Below are 13,891 nucleotides of genomic sequence, written 5' to 3'. Positions count from 1 at the left end.
GGAACGAAAATCAACAGCCCTGTTTAACAAAGCCAATAAAAAAAACGCCGTCAGCATCGTCATGCTACCGGCGTTTCGTTATTAAAGAAGAATTACTTCTTAAGGTTGTAGAAAGATTTGACTCCGTTGAAGCGAGCTGTTTCACCTAGCTGGTCTTCGATACGAAGAAGCTGGTTGTACTTCGCTACGCGGTCTGTACGTGATGGTGCACCAGTTTTGATTTGGCCAGCGTTTGTTGCAACAGCGATGTCAGCAATTGTTGAATCTTCTGTTTCACCAGAACGGTGAGAGATAACAGCTGTGTAGCCTGCGCGCTTAGCCATTTCGATTGCGTCGAAAGTTTCAGTCAAAGTACCGATTTGGTTAACTTTGATTAGGATTGAGTTGCCTACGCCTTGCTCAATACCTTGTGAAAGCTTCTTCGTGTTTGTAACGAACAGGTCGTCACCAACAAGCTGAACTTTTCCGCCAAGGCGCTCAGTCAATAACTTGTGGCCTTCCCAGTCGTTTTCATCCAAACCGTCTTCGATCGAGATGATTGGGTATTTAGAAGACATTTCTTCATACCAGTCAACCATTTCAGCAGAAGTTTTAACAACGCCTTCACCAGAAAGATGGTACTTGCCGTCTTCTTTGTTGTAGAACTCAGAAGATGCAGCATCCATAGCTAGCATTACTTGCTCGCCTGGCTTGTAGCCTGCTTTTTCGATTGCCGTAACGATTGTTTGAAGAGCTTCTTCGTTAGAACCAAGGTTTGGAGCGAATCCACCTTCGTCACCTACAGCTGTGTTCAAGCCTTTTTCTTTAAGAACAGACTTCAGGCTGTGGAAGATTTCAGCACCCATACGAAGTGCTTCACGGAAGTTTTCAGCGCCTACAGGCATAACCATGAATTCCTGGATATCAACGTTGTTATCTGCGTGCTCTCCGCCGTTAACGATGTTCATCATTGGAACTGGAAGCTGCTTCGCGTTGAATCCGCCAAGGTATTGGTATAAAGGAATGTCAAGGTAGTCTGCAGCAGCGTGTGCAACAGCCATGGATACGCCAAGGATTGCGTTAGCGCCTAATTTACCTTTGTTTTCAGTACCGTCTAACTCAATTAGAGCTTGGTCGATGCCAATTTGGTCAAGAACGTTGAACTCTTCGCCGATCAAGAATGGAGCGATGATTTCATTCACGTTTTCAACTGCTTTTAAAACACCTTTTCCAAGGTAGCGGCTCTTGTCGCCGTCACGAAGTTCAACTGCTTCGTATTCACCTGTTGAAGCTCCACTTGGAACTAATGCGCGTCCGAAAGCGCCTGATTCTGTGAAAATTTCTACCTCAACTGTTGGGTTACCGCGGGAATCCAATACTTCACGAGCGTATACGTCTGTAATAAATGGCATAAGTAATCTCTCCTTATTCTTGGGTTATTTTTTAATTAATGATGTTCCAGTCATTTCTGCTGGCTTTTCAAGATTTAAAAGTTCAAGTATGGTCGGTGCAAGATCGCCGAGAATTCCGTCTTCACGGAGTTCAACGCCAGGCTTCGTCACGATGACAGGCACTGGGTTTGTCGTATGTGCTGTCATTGGTGAGCCTTCAAGTGTTACAACTTCATCAGCATTTCCGTGGTCTGCCGTAATGATCGCTGTTCCGCCTTTAGAGACGATCAGGTCAACAATGCGTCCAAGGCATTCATCAACTGTTTCAACAGCCTTGATTGTTGGCTCAAGCATGCCTGAGTGTCCAACCATGTCTGGATTTGCAAAGTTTAAAAGAATGGCATCGAATTTATCGGCTTCAATTTCTTTTAATAAAGCGTCCGTCAATTCATAAGCGCTCATTTCCGGCTGCAAGTCATAGGTAGCAACCTTTGGAGAGTTTATTAATAATCTGGTTTCTCCAGGAAACTCGCTCTCACGGCCTCCGCTCATGAAGAACGTTACGTGTGGATACTTTTCCGTTTCAGCGATACGCAGCTGTGTCATGCCAGCCTGTGAAATTACTTCACCGATTGTATTATCCAGGTTTGTCGGTTCAAATGCAACATAACCATCAACCGTTTCACTGAAATGCGTCAAGCATACAAAGTGAAGATTCTCAGGATGACCTTCTCCGCGGTCAAATGAACGGAAGTCTTTATTTGTAAAAGTATTTGAAATCTGGATTGCACGGTCAGGACGGAAGTTGTAGAAAATCACAGCATCGTCATTCTTGACAGTCGCAACAGGTGAACCATCTGGATTTACAAGGACAGATGGAACAACGAATTCATCGAAGATTCCATTGTTGTAGTTATCTTCAATGAGCTCCATTGGGTTTGAATACGTAGGTCCGTCGCCGTACACCATTGAACGGTAGGATTTCTCTACACGCTCCCAGCGCTTGTCACGGTCCATTGAATAGTATCGCCCAGAAATCGTCGCAAATTCACCGACTCCGATTTCACTCATTTTTTCTAACGTTCGTTTGATATAGCCTGGCGCCGTTTGCGGTCCAACATCGCGACCGTCAAGGAAGCCGTGTAAGTAAACCTTTGTAAGGCCTTCACTTGCCGCAAGCTTCAAGAGAGCAAACATATGCTCAATATGGCTGTGTACGCCTCCATCTGATAGTAGTCCCATCAAGTGTAGTGCCGTGCCTTTTTCCTTCGCATGCTTAATCGCTGCAAGGAAGGTTTCATTCCTTGCAAATTCGCCTTCACGAATGGAAATGTTCACGCGTGTAAGGCTCTGGTAAACAATGCGGCCAGCACCGATGTTCAGGTGTCCAACCTCAGAGTTTCCCATTTGGCCCTCTGGAAGGCCAACCGCTTCTCCACTTGCAATCAATTGTGCATGCGGATAGTTGTTCCAGTAGCGGTCAAAATTAGGCTTTTTGGCCTGGGCAACGGCATTTCCCATCCGTTCGCCGCGCAATGCGAAGCCGTCCAGAATGATTAAAGCTGTTGGTGACTGTTTACTCATTAGTACCTGCCTCCAATAGTTGCAAGAAGGAATCTGTCTCTAAGCTTGCTCCGCCGACTAAAGCGCCGTCGATATCAGGCTGGGACATGTATTCCTGGATGTTTCCAGGTTTTACGCTTCCGCCGTACTGGATGCGCACAGCTTCTGCCACTTCTGGTGAAAATTGCTCTGCAATCACCTTGCGGATGTGAGAACAAGTTTCGTTAGCATCTTCTGCTGTAGAAGATTTACCTGTTCCAATTGCCCAGATCGGCTCGTAAGCAATAACCGTTTGCTTTACTTGCTCTTCTGAAAGCCCGTTAAGAGCTGCTTTGATCTGGCCGCCAACAAATTCATTTGTTTCGCCATTTTCACGCTGTTCAAGCGTTTCACCGCAGCAAACGATTGGAGTCAGATTGTATTTGAATGCAGTTAATGTCTTTTTATTAACACTTTCATCTGTTTCATTGAACATCTCACGGCGTTCAGAGTGTCCGATGACCACATATTTCGCACCGATGTCTTGTAGTGCTTTAGGGCTGATTTCGCCTGTAAAAGCACCGCTTTCTTCGAAGTGCATGTTTTGTGCGCCAATTTCAAGATCTGAATTGTTTGTTAGCTCAACCAATTGTCCAAGGAACAATGCCGGTGCGCAAACAACAGATTCAACTTTGTCCTTTGAAGGAACAAGTCCGCTTACTTCTTCAATAAACTTCTTAGCTTCAGGCAGCGTTTTATGCATTTTCCAGTTACCTGCAATAATAGGTTTTCGCATGCTGACACTTCCTTTCGAGTTTCCTGCTTTGTTTAAGCAGTATTGCTTTCTTTTATGCTTAATACACATGTAAAAGCTAGATTAAAATTCCCCAATGGATGTTGGGCTGGTGTTGTTCTATTTTTATCAGAGCGATAGTGCAGCAGTATGCAGGATCCGCACCCTCTTACTGTCACAACCTATGCTCTTTCAAATAATGATAAATTAAAATCAATCACAGTATTTGTAGAATAAAAACTTACTTATCGTTCAATGCCACAACGCCTGGAAGCTCTTTGCCTTCCATGAACTCAAGGGAAGCACCGCCGCCCGTTGAGATGTGGCTCATTTTGTCAGCCAGGTTGAATTTTTCAACAGCTGCTGCAGAGTCGCCTCCGCCGATGACAGAATATGTATCGCTTGCATCGGCTAACGCTTGTGCTACAGCTTTTGTTCCTTCAGCGAATTTGTCGATTTCAAATACGCCCATTGGTCCATTCCAGATGACCAATTTAGACTTTTGAATCACGTCGCGGTAAGTTTCAGCTGTTTTAGGTCCGATATCAAGAGCTTCCCAATCTGCAGGAATTTCTTCAATCGCAACGACCTTGGAATTTGCATCCGCAGAAAAATCATCCGCAACGATTACATCTACTGGCATGTAGAAATTAACGCCCTTTGCCTTTGCTTTTTCCATGAAGCTCTTAGCCAATTCAATTTTATCTTCTTCTAAAAGTGATTTACCGACTTCGTGGCCCTGTGCTTTTACGAATGTATAAGCAAGTCCGCCGCCGATGATCAGGTTATCTACTTTTTCTAATAGGTTATCAATGACGCCGATTTTATCTTTAACCTTTGCTCCGCCAATGATTGCTGTAAACGGACGCTCAGGATTTGATAAAGCTTTTCCAAGTACCTCAAGCTCTTTTTCCATCAGGAAGCCTGATACTGCCGGAAGGTGCTTGGCAATGCCTTCTGTTGAAGCATGCGCACGGTGGGCAGCTCCGAAAGCATCGTTCACATACACATCTGCCAGTTCAGCAAATGCTTTTGCAAGTTCAGGATCGTTTTTCTCTTCGCCAGGATAGAAGCGGACATTCTCAAGAAGGAGGACATCGCCTTCGTTCATGCTGTCGATTTCAGATTTTACAGACTCGCCATGAGCTTCATCTGTTTTCTTTACATCCTTTCCAAGCAGCTCGGACAAACGCTTTGCCACTGGAGTCAAACGCAATTCTTCAACAGCCTGCCCTTTTGGACGGCCAAGGTGGCTTGCAAGAAGGACTTTAGCTCCCTGCTCAACTAGATACTGGATTGTTGGAAGGGCTGCACGGATCCTTGTATCGTCCGTAACCTGTCCATCCTTCATTGGCACGTTAAAATCAACGCGGCAAAAAACTCGTTTTCCTTTTACATCCACATCTTTAACTGTCTTTTTATTCAAGGCTAGAGACCTCCTTTAAAATCACCAGATGATTTACATCCGGCGTTTAAGCAGAAAAAGAGGAGAGGGACTTTTCCCCGCTCCCCAATTCACACCACTACATTATAGTCGTTAATGGATGGTTTATCCAATAATAGCTTATAGACCTTTTTTAGCGATGAAATCAACAAGGTCAACTACACGGTTAGAGTAACCAGACTCGTTGTCATACCAAGAGATTACTTTTACCATGCTGCCTTCCATAACCATTGTTGAAAGTGCATCGATTGTAGAAGAGTTTGCACAGCCATTGTAGTCGCTAGATACAAGTGGCTCTTCGCTGTATCCAAGGATACCTTTAAGTTCGTTTTCAGAAGCCTTCTTGAATGCAGCGTTAATTTCTTCAACTGTTACATCTTTTTCAAGCTCAGCAACAAGGTCAACTAATGATACGTTTGGAGTTGGAACACGCATAGCTCCACCGTTCAATTTACCTTTAAGCTCAGGCAATACTAGAGAAACTGCTTTTGCAGCACCAGTTGTTGTAGGAATGATGTTTTCCGCAGCTGCACGTGCACGACGGTAGTCTTTGTGCGGAAGGTCAAGGATTTGCTGGTCATTTGTGTAAGAGTGAACTGTTGTCATCATACCGCGCTTGATGCCGAAGTTGTCGTTCAATACTTTTGCAAATGGAGCCAAGCAGTTTGTCGTACAAGATGCATTAGAGATTACGTGGTGGTTAGCTGCATCGTACTTGTCGTCGTTAACACCCATAACGATTGTGATATCTTCGTCAGATGCTGGAGCAGAAATGATAACTTTCTTAGCGCCGGCTTCAAGGTGTTTCGCAGCGTCAGCACGCTTAGTGAAACGTCCAGTAGATTCTACAACTACTTCTACGCCTAGGTCGCCCCAGCCAAGCTGTGCAGGATCTCTTTCAGCAAGAACTTTTACTTTGTGGCCGTCAACTACAAGGTAGTCACCGTCAACCGTGATTTCTTTATTTAAAGTTCCGTGCACAGTATCATATTTTAAAAGGTGAGCAAGCATGTTTGCATCAGTTAAATCGTTAACTGCAACTACTTCCACGTTAGGGTTATTTAATGCTGCGCGGAAAACTACGCGTCCAATTCTTCCAAATCCGTTAATACCAACTTTTACTGCCATGAGTATTTCCTCCTTTGATTCCTTAAAGGTGTTGTTTTTATATTAAGGGTGATACCCTTGTAACAATTGTTTGGCGGCTCCCTCATCCGTAATGAGGATTGTTGAGGAAGGTGCCTGTTTCATATAAGCTCTGATCGCCTTGGCCTTTGATTCACCGCCGGCAACCGCGATAACATCGCCTATATTCGCGAGGTCATTGAGCTGAAGACCGATCGTCAGCACTTTGTGGACGATTTCCCCTGCTTCGTTAAAATAATAGCCAAAAGCCTCGCCGACTGCTTTGCCTTTGAGGATGTTTTGCAAATCCTCAGGGCTGGTATTACGACGTTCCGCCATTGTTATAGCGTCTCCAATACCATGTAAAACCATGCTAGCGGATTTAACTAAATTCCATACCTCGTAAATCAGCGGTTCTTTAATGAAGGATTCGTAAATCTCGCTGCTGACCTGGTCGGGAACATAAAATACCCGATGACGCGAATTCGTGTTATCTGCCATAATTGCGCAAATCGTGTTTGCCTGGTTCTTGACGTCCTCACCAATTCCGCCTCTTGCCGGAACAAACAGCAAATCTTTTTCGCCAAAGTCTGGAGTCAGCATATCCGCCACAGCCGCCATTGTCGATCCACCTGTCACAGCAATGATATTGTTGCTTTGCAGAAGATCTTTCATGCTATCGGCTGTCGCGCGGCCAAGCTCGCTCTTCACCCATGGTGAGCGGTCACTGTCCCCAGGGACAACAATCACTTTTCTGATACCCATGCGCTCCTTAAGCTGGCGCTCTAATGTGTTAATACCCATAATATCGCGCATTACACTATCAAGACTTTCCAGTATATCTTTTCCCTCATTCGTCAGTGTCATTCCCTGAACCGACATCGAGATCAGATTCTGATCCTTCAAAAATTCCACCTCAGAACGCAAAACCCGCTCTGTCAGGTTCAAGCTGACGGAAAGGTTTCTCCTGCCTACCGGCTGCATCACGTTTATGTACTGCAGGATGAGGTATCGTTTTTGCATAACTTGCATTAAATCGGGCAATATTCTTTTTTGAATATCAATGAGCGAATCGTGCATAATGATATTCTCCTTTTTTACTGTTGGTCACAAAATGTCCCGCCAAGACATATTATGTCCCACTCGCGGTAAAAAAAATCACCCCTGCTACAGATTTCATTCTAACAGGAGTGAAAACTCAATTCAACTAATAAACTCAAGGTTTTTTCTTGTAAACGCTTCACTTATGAATTTTTTGTTCACAATGCCATATTGCAGCTCTTCCCCGTCCAATTCCACGACAGGAATCATGATTCCATACTTTTCTACCAGCTCATCATCCAGATCAATGTTGATTTCTTCTATTGTAAAATTCCACTGCTGCTGCAGGTCTTCAAGGATTTCACGGGCTGTCTCGCACAGGTGGCAGCGGGGGCGGGAATAGAGTTTGACTGTTTTTTTCATGAGTTCTCCTTTAAACGATTTCTTTTTTATATTTGAATCGACTAAGCAACACCTAATATTTATTCCGGAAAAAAACCGATTGGATTTTATTCCGGAATTTTGCGTTTTATTCCGGAAAAATCGATTATATTCCGGAACTCTGCGTTTTATTCCGGAAAAATAAATTATATTCCGGAATTCTATGTTTTATTCCGAAATCATAAAAAACGAACCATGTAAAATCAATCAAATCGTTTCCGCTTTGAGGAAGAGGGGATGCCAAGCTGGTCGCGGTATTTGGCTACGGTTCTCCGGGAAACCACCATGCCTTCCCTCTCTTTTAACATTTCGACGATATCCTGATCCGAAACTGGCTTTTGTTTATTTTCTTCTTTTATTAAAGCTTCGATCGAAGCTTTTACCTTTTGCGATGAGGCGTGATCGTTTTCTGTAGTTTGCACAGCACTTGTGAAAAAATATTTCAGTTCATAAGTACCGGCTGGTGTCTGCATATATTTTTCCCGGACCGTCCGGCTTACCGTGGATTCATGGATTTCAAGTTCTTCGGCGACTTCCCTCATCGTCATCGGATTCAAGTGGGCAGGTCCAATCAGGAAAAACTCCCTTTGCTTTTCAATAATTTTCATCGATACCTTTAACAGCGTTTCTTTCCTTTGCTCGAGACTGCGCTGGATCCATTGGAAATCCCCTTGTTTTTCCTGGAGGAATTTATTCACTTCTGAATCTTTATGGTTTGAAAGCTGTCGGTAATATCCTTCATTAAATGAAATCTTCGGGATCAAGGCATCAAACACACTGACTGACAGCTCTTCGCCGTCACGCTTCACGACCACATCAGCTACGATGTAGGCTGGCTTCTCTCTTTGAAAAATAGCCCCTGGCTTTGGATTTAGCTGTTGAACATAATCATGGACTTTTTGGATGTCCTTTATATCAATGCTCAGCATTTTCGCCAATGGTTTCCACTTTTTCTCGGCAAAAAGGAGAAAGTGTTCTCCGATAATTATTTTGGAAAGCTCATTGTCAGGTGTTGGGTTTTTACGCTCCAGCTGAAGGAGCAAGCACTCTTGAAGGTCCCTGGCTGCAATTCCAGCTGGATCGAGGGCCTGTAGTTTTTTCAATGCTGAATATATGGCTTCTTCGGGCTGGTTTACCCTTTTTGTAAGGTCATCCTTCAGGTAACCGTTTTCATCTATATTTTCAATTAATACATGTAAAATATGTTTTTGCTCAGGTGTATCGCGAAGCAAATTTAACTGTGAAAGGAGATAGTCTTCGAGAGTATCGCTCTCACTCGAGCCAATTTGCTCAATCAGGTTTTTCTGATCACGCTCGAAAGTCCGTTTTAGCGTCTTTCTCGTGCGGTCCATACCTGAATCAAATGTAGTGATATTTTTAAAGTCTACTTGAATCAGGGGATTTTCCATGGATTTAGCTTCAAGAAAAGCAGCAAGCTCCTGGGCAGAATATTGCAAGAGCGCAATCGCCTGGGAAAGTTCTTGAGTCATCGCCAATTTTAATGTCTGTTTCTGCCACAATCCGGCTTTAAGATCCATCTAAATCACCCCTGCACTTATTTTACATGATAAATGAGCATTGGTGTATGGAAAGAATTTGGCATCGTTTTCAATTGACCAGTCAAGTTCAAATCGGGAAAAAGAAAAACCCCTTGCCTGATATCAGACAAGAGGTTTTGGCAGCGCCCTCGGCAGGAATCGAACCCACATCTCAAGAACCGGAATCTTACGTGCTATCCGTTGCACCACGAGGGCATATTTTAAATAGGTGTACGGCTAACCAAATTAGCGTTACGCTTACCTATTATAGGGTAGATTCATTGGCATTGCAAGACTGATTTTTTGTTTAAAATGTGTAATCATGGGTAAGATGGATACGGTAGAGTAAATTGGTCAAAATTATCAAATTAATTGTCGAACAGTTTATCAACGCTTTGTAAGCGATTCGTTTGACCTTTATTGACCATGCGTGTATCATTAAAATACATAGCTATTCTGGCAAACAAACCATTTACTGCCAGCTTGCTTACTGCCTTTATATGGCACTGAAGATCTTTATGTCAAAGGAGGAAAACAAACATGAACTTGATTCCTACAGTTATCGAACAAACGAATCGGGGCGAACGGGCATATGACATTTATTCCCGCCTTTTAAAGGATCGCATCATTATGCTAGGAAGCGGGATTGATGACCATGTCTCCAATTCAATCGTAGCCCAGCTCTTATTCCTGGAAGCAGAAAACCCAGAAAAAGACATATCCATCTACATTAATAGCCCAGGCGGCAGCATCACTGCCGGTATGGCAATCTACGATACAATGCAGTTCATCAGACCAGATGTACAAACAATCTGTATCGGTATGGCCGCATCAATGGGTGCATTCTTACTTGCTGCTGGAACTAAAGGGAAGCGTTATGCCCTTCCAAACAGTGAAGTCATGATTCACCAGCCACTTGGCGGTGCTCAAGGACAAGCGACTGAAATTGAAATCGCTGCTAAGCGCATTCTTTTCCTTCGTGATAAATTGAATACAATCCTTTCTGAGCGCACTGGCCAGCCTCTTGATGTAATCGCTAAGGATACAGACCGTGATAACTTCATGACAGCTGAGCGTGCAAAAGAATACGGTCTTGTTGACCAGATCATTACACGCAATGTGCTTGAAGAAAAGAAAGATAAGTAATTAGACGAAAAACTCGCTCCCAAATTTGGGAGCGAGTTTTTTTCTAATTGGGATTCACCGGAAGTCGGATTAATTTTCTTTTTGGATATATTCAGCAAGCTTCTCCAAAGCTTCCTCTTCATCATTGCCGTCGGCGATTAAGTTAACAGATGCACCCGCGCTGACTGCAAGGCTCATCAATCCCATGATGCTCTTCGCATTTACCTTTTTACCGTCCTTCTCAAGAAAAATATCGGATGAGAAGCGGTTCGCTTCTTGTACAAACAATGCTGCCGGGCGAGCCTGTAAACCAGTTTTCAATTTCACTTCAACCTGTTTTTCTACCATTTTAGTTTTCCTCCTCTAACCCTCTATTTATTTATGATCTGTCCGGCTCGTAGTTTGTCTGCGATTTCATCTATCTTTCTCAGCCGGTGATTGATTCCTGATTTACTTATTGTACCCCCTGTTACCATCTCACCTAACTCTTTTAAGGTAACATCCTGGTAGTCTACACGAAGCTGGGCGATTTCCTTTAGCTTATCTGGTAAAATGTGCAGACCTACCGTATCGCGGATATATCGGATATTTTCCACCTGGCGAAGTGCTGCACCAATCGTTTTGTTCAAGTTAGCAGTTTCACAATTGACAAGACGGTTCACTGAGTTCCTCATATCACGGACGATCCGGATATCCTCGAATCTCATCAAAGCGTTATGTCCGCCGACAATATTCAGAAACTCGGTAATTTTTTCAGCCTCTTTTAAATAGGTGATAAATCCTTTCTTCCGTTCGAGCGTTTTGCTGTTCAGTCCAAAAGTATTCATCAATTCACATAACGATTCATTATGCTCCTGGTACATGGATGCAATCTCCAAATGATAGGAGGAAGTCTCCGGGTTGTTGACTGAGCCTCCAGCGAGAAATGCACCTCTTAGATAAGAACGCTTACAACATTTCTTTTTCACAAGGTCTTCCGAAATATCATGAATAATTTCAAAGCCTTCTCCTAAAATCTTTAAATCCTCCAGAATTTCTCTGGCTGATTCCTTCAAGCGGACAATATAAACATTATTCTTTTTCAGCCGCATTTTTTTTCGTACAAGCAGTTCTACCTGAACCTGATAGCTTTTTTTAATCAGGGTATAGATCCGCCGTGCGATTGCAGCATTTTCAGTCTGAATGTCTACGATGAGCTTACGATTTGAGAAGGAAAGGGAGCCATTCATCCTGATGAGGGCAGAGAGTTCCGCATTGGTGCAGCAGCCCTTTGTATCAATGTTCGTGAGTTCCTTTTTTGTTTCCGAAGCGAACGACACCTTCTCACCCCCTAAATATATAAAGCACAAGCGCTTTAGAATAGCCGGAAAAGTCCTACACATCGATTTTCCAGCTGGTCCCTCGAAGTGATCTGATGTAGTCACATTCACTGGACAGAACGACCTCTACAGGCGCTTGAGCTGTTTTTAACCATAATGTCTATTTTTTAAAAAGAAGACAAACGCTTGCATCCTATATTACGCGTTATATCTCTTTTTAGTTTCATTTAAAATCATAGAATACAAAATTTCTGAAACTTTTTTTGTATCATGCCTGATCACATTTCCATCAAGCTCGGCAATTTCCTCCTGAACGATCTCAATCCCAAGAGCCATCAACCTTTCCAAATCAAAATGAACGGGTTGGGCCAGTTCCTCTTTATAACGCAGCTCGACATCTGGAGGGATTGTTTCGTTATTCACAAGGATCGTATCGATAAATGCACAATCCATATGGTCATAGATTGCCTTTATATGGTCACTTGCAGTAAAGTTATGCGTTTCCCCTGCCTGGGTCATTAAATTGCAAATATATACTTTACGTCCCTGAGCTTTGCATACTTCCTGTCCGAGCCTTTTAACAAGCAGATTCGGCAAGATGCTCGTGTACAGGCTGCCGGGTCCGATGACAATCAAATCTGCTTCCCTAATTGCCTGAAGTGTTTCCGGAAGCGGCTTAACGTTTTCCGGATTCAAAAATACCCTTTTGATTCGTTTGCCTGAATAAGGAATTTTCGATTCGCCTCTAACAATGCTGTCATCTTCCATAACAGCATTTAGCATGACACTTCGATTAGCGGCTGGAAGAACTTTCCCCCTGACATTCAAGACCTTGCTCATTTCCTGAATCGCATGGACAAAGTTTCCTGTAATCGATGTCATTGCAGCTAGGATGAGGTTACCAAGCGAATGCCCGGATAATTCATTGGATGTATTGAAGCGGTGCTGGAACATCTCCTCAATTAACGGTTCCACATCGGAGAGTGCAGCCAGGACATTCCGGATATCTCCAGGGGGAGGGATTTGCATATCCTCCCGGAGCCTGCCGGAGCTGCCGCCATCATCGGCAACCGTCACGATCGCCGTAATATCTACTGGGTGCTTCTTCAATCCCCGCAGCAGCACTGGCAGACCGGTTCCACCCCCGATGATGACGATTCTTGGCAGTCCATTCGTAATCATGTTGGCTGTCCCTTCCTTTTATCTATATCCCTATGCGTGACACGGGTATGATAGTCCTTCTCGAAAAACTTGGCGATATTCTCGGCAAGGGCAACAGACCGGTGCTGGCCTCCTGTGCAGCCAATAGCGATAATAAGCTGTGCCTTCCCTTCACGCTTGTAATGAGGGAGCATAAAGCTTAGCAGGTCAGTAACCTTTTCTAAAAACTTATTCGTTTCACTCCATTTAAGGACATAGGTTGAAACTTCTTCATCAAGGCCGGTTTTAGGACGCATATGGTCAATGTAGTGCGGGTTGGGCAAGAATCGCACATCGAAAACAAGATCCGCATCAATCGGGATGCCATGCTTAAAACCAAACGACATTACATTCACTGTGAATGTGGCTTGCTTATTCTCCGAAAACTCTTCAAGGATTTTTTCCCTGAGCTCCTTCGGCTTCATATCTGTCGTTTTGTATATCGTTTGGGCTCTGCCCTTTAATTCTTCAAGCAGTTCACGTTCAAGCCGGATTCCTTCAAGCGGGAGGCCTGATGGTGCAAGCGGATGAGAGCGTCTCGTCTCTTTATATCGACGCACAAGGGTTGAATCATCAGCATCCAGGAACAAAACCTGAGGTGCCACCCATGCTGTCTCAGCCAAATCATCCAGCGCTTTAAAAAGCGAATCAAAAAACTCGCGGCCGCGCAAATCCATAACGAGGGCCACTTTATTCATTTTTGTGCCTGATTCCTTCATCAGCTCCATGAACTTAGGAAGCAATGTAGGCGGCAGGTTATCTACGCAGAAAAATCCTAGATCTTCAAAACTTTGGATGGCAACAGTTTTACCCGCTCCAGACATCCCTGTTATGATCACCAGCTGGGTATCGGTAGTCGATCCGGTACTCATTTCTCTTTCCCCCTGAAAGTGAAGTAGTTATTTTTATTAATGGCTCTGTTAAACAAGGTTGCTGATTTTCGTTCCAGGCGC

Annotated in this window: 13 protein-coding genes and 1 tRNA gene; 1 reads left to right on the top strand and 13 read right to left on the bottom strand. The window is 43.8% G+C overall.

The window, feature by feature from the left end; all coding sequences use genetic code 11:
• Window positions 1-92 precede the first annotated feature (92 nt).
• From eno to V7654_RS04140, 9 genes are all read right to left on the bottom strand, one after another.
• A complete protein-coding gene (gene eno, locus V7654_RS04180) occupies window positions 93-1,391 on the bottom strand; it encodes a phosphopyruvate hydratase (protein ID WP_335428715.1) in 1,299 nt (432 codons plus the stop codon).
• Between the two features lie 24 nt (window positions 1,392-1,415).
• Complete coding sequence (gpmI, locus tag V7654_RS04175; protein WP_335428714.1) at window positions 1,416-2,954, bottom strand: 2,3-bisphosphoglycerate-independent phosphoglycerate mutase; 1,539 nt, start codon at window positions 2,952-2,954, stop codon at window positions 1,416-1,418.
• On the bottom strand, window positions 2,947-3,708 hold the full coding sequence (gene tpiA / locus V7654_RS04170; RefSeq protein ID WP_335428711.1) for a triose-phosphate isomerase: 762 nt from the start codon (window positions 3,706-3,708) through the stop codon (window positions 2,947-2,949). Before tpiA ends, gpmI begins: the two co-directional genes overlap by 8 nt.
• Before the next feature lie 238 nt (window positions 3,709-3,946).
• Complete coding sequence (locus V7654_RS04165; RefSeq protein ID WP_335428708.1) at window positions 3,947-5,131, bottom strand: phosphoglycerate kinase; 1,185 nt, start codon at window positions 5,129-5,131, stop codon at window positions 3,947-3,949.
• Between the two features lie 138 nt (window positions 5,132-5,269).
• Window positions 5,270-6,277, bottom strand: coding sequence for a type I glyceraldehyde-3-phosphate dehydrogenase (gap, locus tag V7654_RS04160; RefSeq protein ID WP_335374783.1), 1,008 nt, complete (start codon window positions 6,275-6,277; stop codon window positions 5,270-5,272).
• 42 nt (window positions 6,278-6,319) lie between these two features.
• Window positions 6,320-7,354, bottom strand: coding sequence for a sugar-binding transcriptional regulator (locus tag V7654_RS04155; protein WP_335428706.1), 1,035 nt, complete (start codon window positions 7,352-7,354; stop codon window positions 6,320-6,322).
• Window positions 7,355-7,477: 123 nt separating this feature from the next.
• Window positions 7,478-7,738: a glutaredoxin family protein gene (locus V7654_RS04150; protein ID WP_207501014.1), complete on the bottom strand. Its 261-nt coding sequence runs from the start codon at window positions 7,736-7,738 to the stop codon at window positions 7,478-7,480.
• Between the two features lie 221 nt (window positions 7,739-7,959).
• A complete protein-coding gene (gene rpoN, locus V7654_RS04145; RefSeq protein ID WP_335428704.1) occupies window positions 7,960-9,294 on the bottom strand; it encodes an RNA polymerase factor sigma-54 in 1,335 nt (444 codons plus the stop codon).
• A gap of 144 nt (window positions 9,295-9,438) precedes the next feature.
• Window positions 9,439-9,510 (bottom strand) — tRNA-Arg (locus V7654_RS04140).
• A gap of 324 nt (window positions 9,511-9,834) precedes the next feature.
• On the opposite strand from V7654_RS04140, the gene clpP reads away from it, so the two are divergent.
• Window positions 9,835-10,440, top strand: coding sequence for an ATP-dependent Clp endopeptidase proteolytic subunit ClpP (gene clpP, locus V7654_RS04135; protein WP_207501016.1), 606 nt, complete (start codon window positions 9,835-9,837; stop codon window positions 10,438-10,440).
• A gap of 69 nt (window positions 10,441-10,509) precedes the next feature.
• Here the strand turns inward: clpP and V7654_RS04130 are convergent, their stop codons facing one another.
• From V7654_RS04130 to rapZ, 4 genes are all read right to left on the bottom strand, one after another.
• On the bottom strand, window positions 10,510-10,767 hold the full coding sequence (locus tag V7654_RS04130) for an HPr family phosphocarrier protein (RefSeq protein WP_207501017.1): 258 nt from the start codon (window positions 10,765-10,767) through the stop codon (window positions 10,510-10,512).
• A gap of 23 nt (window positions 10,768-10,790) precedes the next feature.
• A complete protein-coding gene (whiA, locus tag V7654_RS04125; RefSeq protein WP_335428702.1) occupies window positions 10,791-11,738 on the bottom strand; it encodes a DNA-binding protein WhiA in 948 nt (315 codons plus the stop codon).
• A 198-nt stretch (window positions 11,739-11,936) separates the two neighbouring features.
• Complete coding sequence (locus V7654_RS04120) at window positions 11,937-12,920, bottom strand: gluconeogenesis factor YvcK family protein (RefSeq protein ID WP_335428701.1); 984 nt, start codon at window positions 12,918-12,920, stop codon at window positions 11,937-11,939.
• Window positions 12,917-13,810: an RNase adapter RapZ gene (gene rapZ / locus V7654_RS04115; RefSeq protein ID WP_335374774.1), complete on the bottom strand. Its 894-nt coding sequence runs from the start codon at window positions 13,808-13,810 to the stop codon at window positions 12,917-12,919. The genes V7654_RS04120 and rapZ overlap by 4 nt, the downstream gene beginning before the upstream one ends.
• Window positions 13,811-13,891 lie beyond the last annotated feature (81 nt).

This window comes from Bacillus sp. JJ1609 (genome assembly GCF_036967045.1).
Lineage (GTDB): Bacteria > Bacillota > Bacilli > Bacillales > Cytobacillaceae > Mesobacillus.
Note: the sequence above shows the minus strand (reverse complement) of the source record. Positions and strands in the feature narration are given on the sequence as shown.

What these genes read in the sequence shown, in the direction of transcription:
- tpiA (WP_335428711.1), bottom strand. Translation starts at nt 3,708, where the DNA reads ATGCGAAAACCTATTATTGCAGGTAACTGGAAAATGCATAAAACGCTG.
- gpmI (WP_335428714.1), bottom strand. Translation starts at nt 2,954, where the DNA reads ATGAGTAAACAGTCACCAACAGCTTTAATCATTCTGGACGGCTTCGCA.
- gap (WP_335374783.1), bottom strand. Translation starts at nt 6,277, where the DNA reads ATGGCAGTAAAAGTTGGTATTAACGGATTTGGAAGAATTGGACGCGTA.
- rapZ (WP_335374774.1), bottom strand. Translation starts at nt 13,810, where the DNA reads ATGAGTACCGGATCGACTACCGATACCCAGCTGGTGATCATAACAGGG.
- V7654_RS04130 (WP_207501017.1), bottom strand. Translation starts at nt 10,767, where the DNA reads ATGGTAGAAAAACAGGTTGAAGTGAAATTGAAAACTGGTTTACAGGCT.
- V7654_RS04120 (WP_335428701.1), bottom strand. Translation starts at nt 12,920, where the DNA reads ATGATTACGAATGGACTGCCAAGAATCGTCATCATCGGGGGTGGAACC.
- rpoN (WP_335428704.1), bottom strand. Translation starts at nt 9,294, where the DNA reads ATGGATCTTAAAGCCGGATTGTGGCAGAAACAGACATTAAAATTGGCG.
- clpP (WP_207501016.1), top strand. Translation starts at nt 9,835, where the DNA reads ATGAACTTGATTCCTACAGTTATCGAACAAACGAATCGGGGCGAACGG.
- V7654_RS04155 (WP_335428706.1), bottom strand. Translation starts at nt 7,354, where the DNA reads ATGCACGATTCGCTCATTGATATTCAAAAAAGAATATTGCCCGATTTA.
- V7654_RS04150 (WP_207501014.1), bottom strand. Translation starts at nt 7,738, where the DNA reads ATGAAAAAAACAGTCAAACTCTATTCCCGCCCCCGCTGCCACCTGTGC.
- eno (WP_335428715.1), bottom strand. Translation starts at nt 1,391, where the DNA reads ATGCCATTTATTACAGACGTATACGCTCGTGAAGTATTGGATTCCCGC.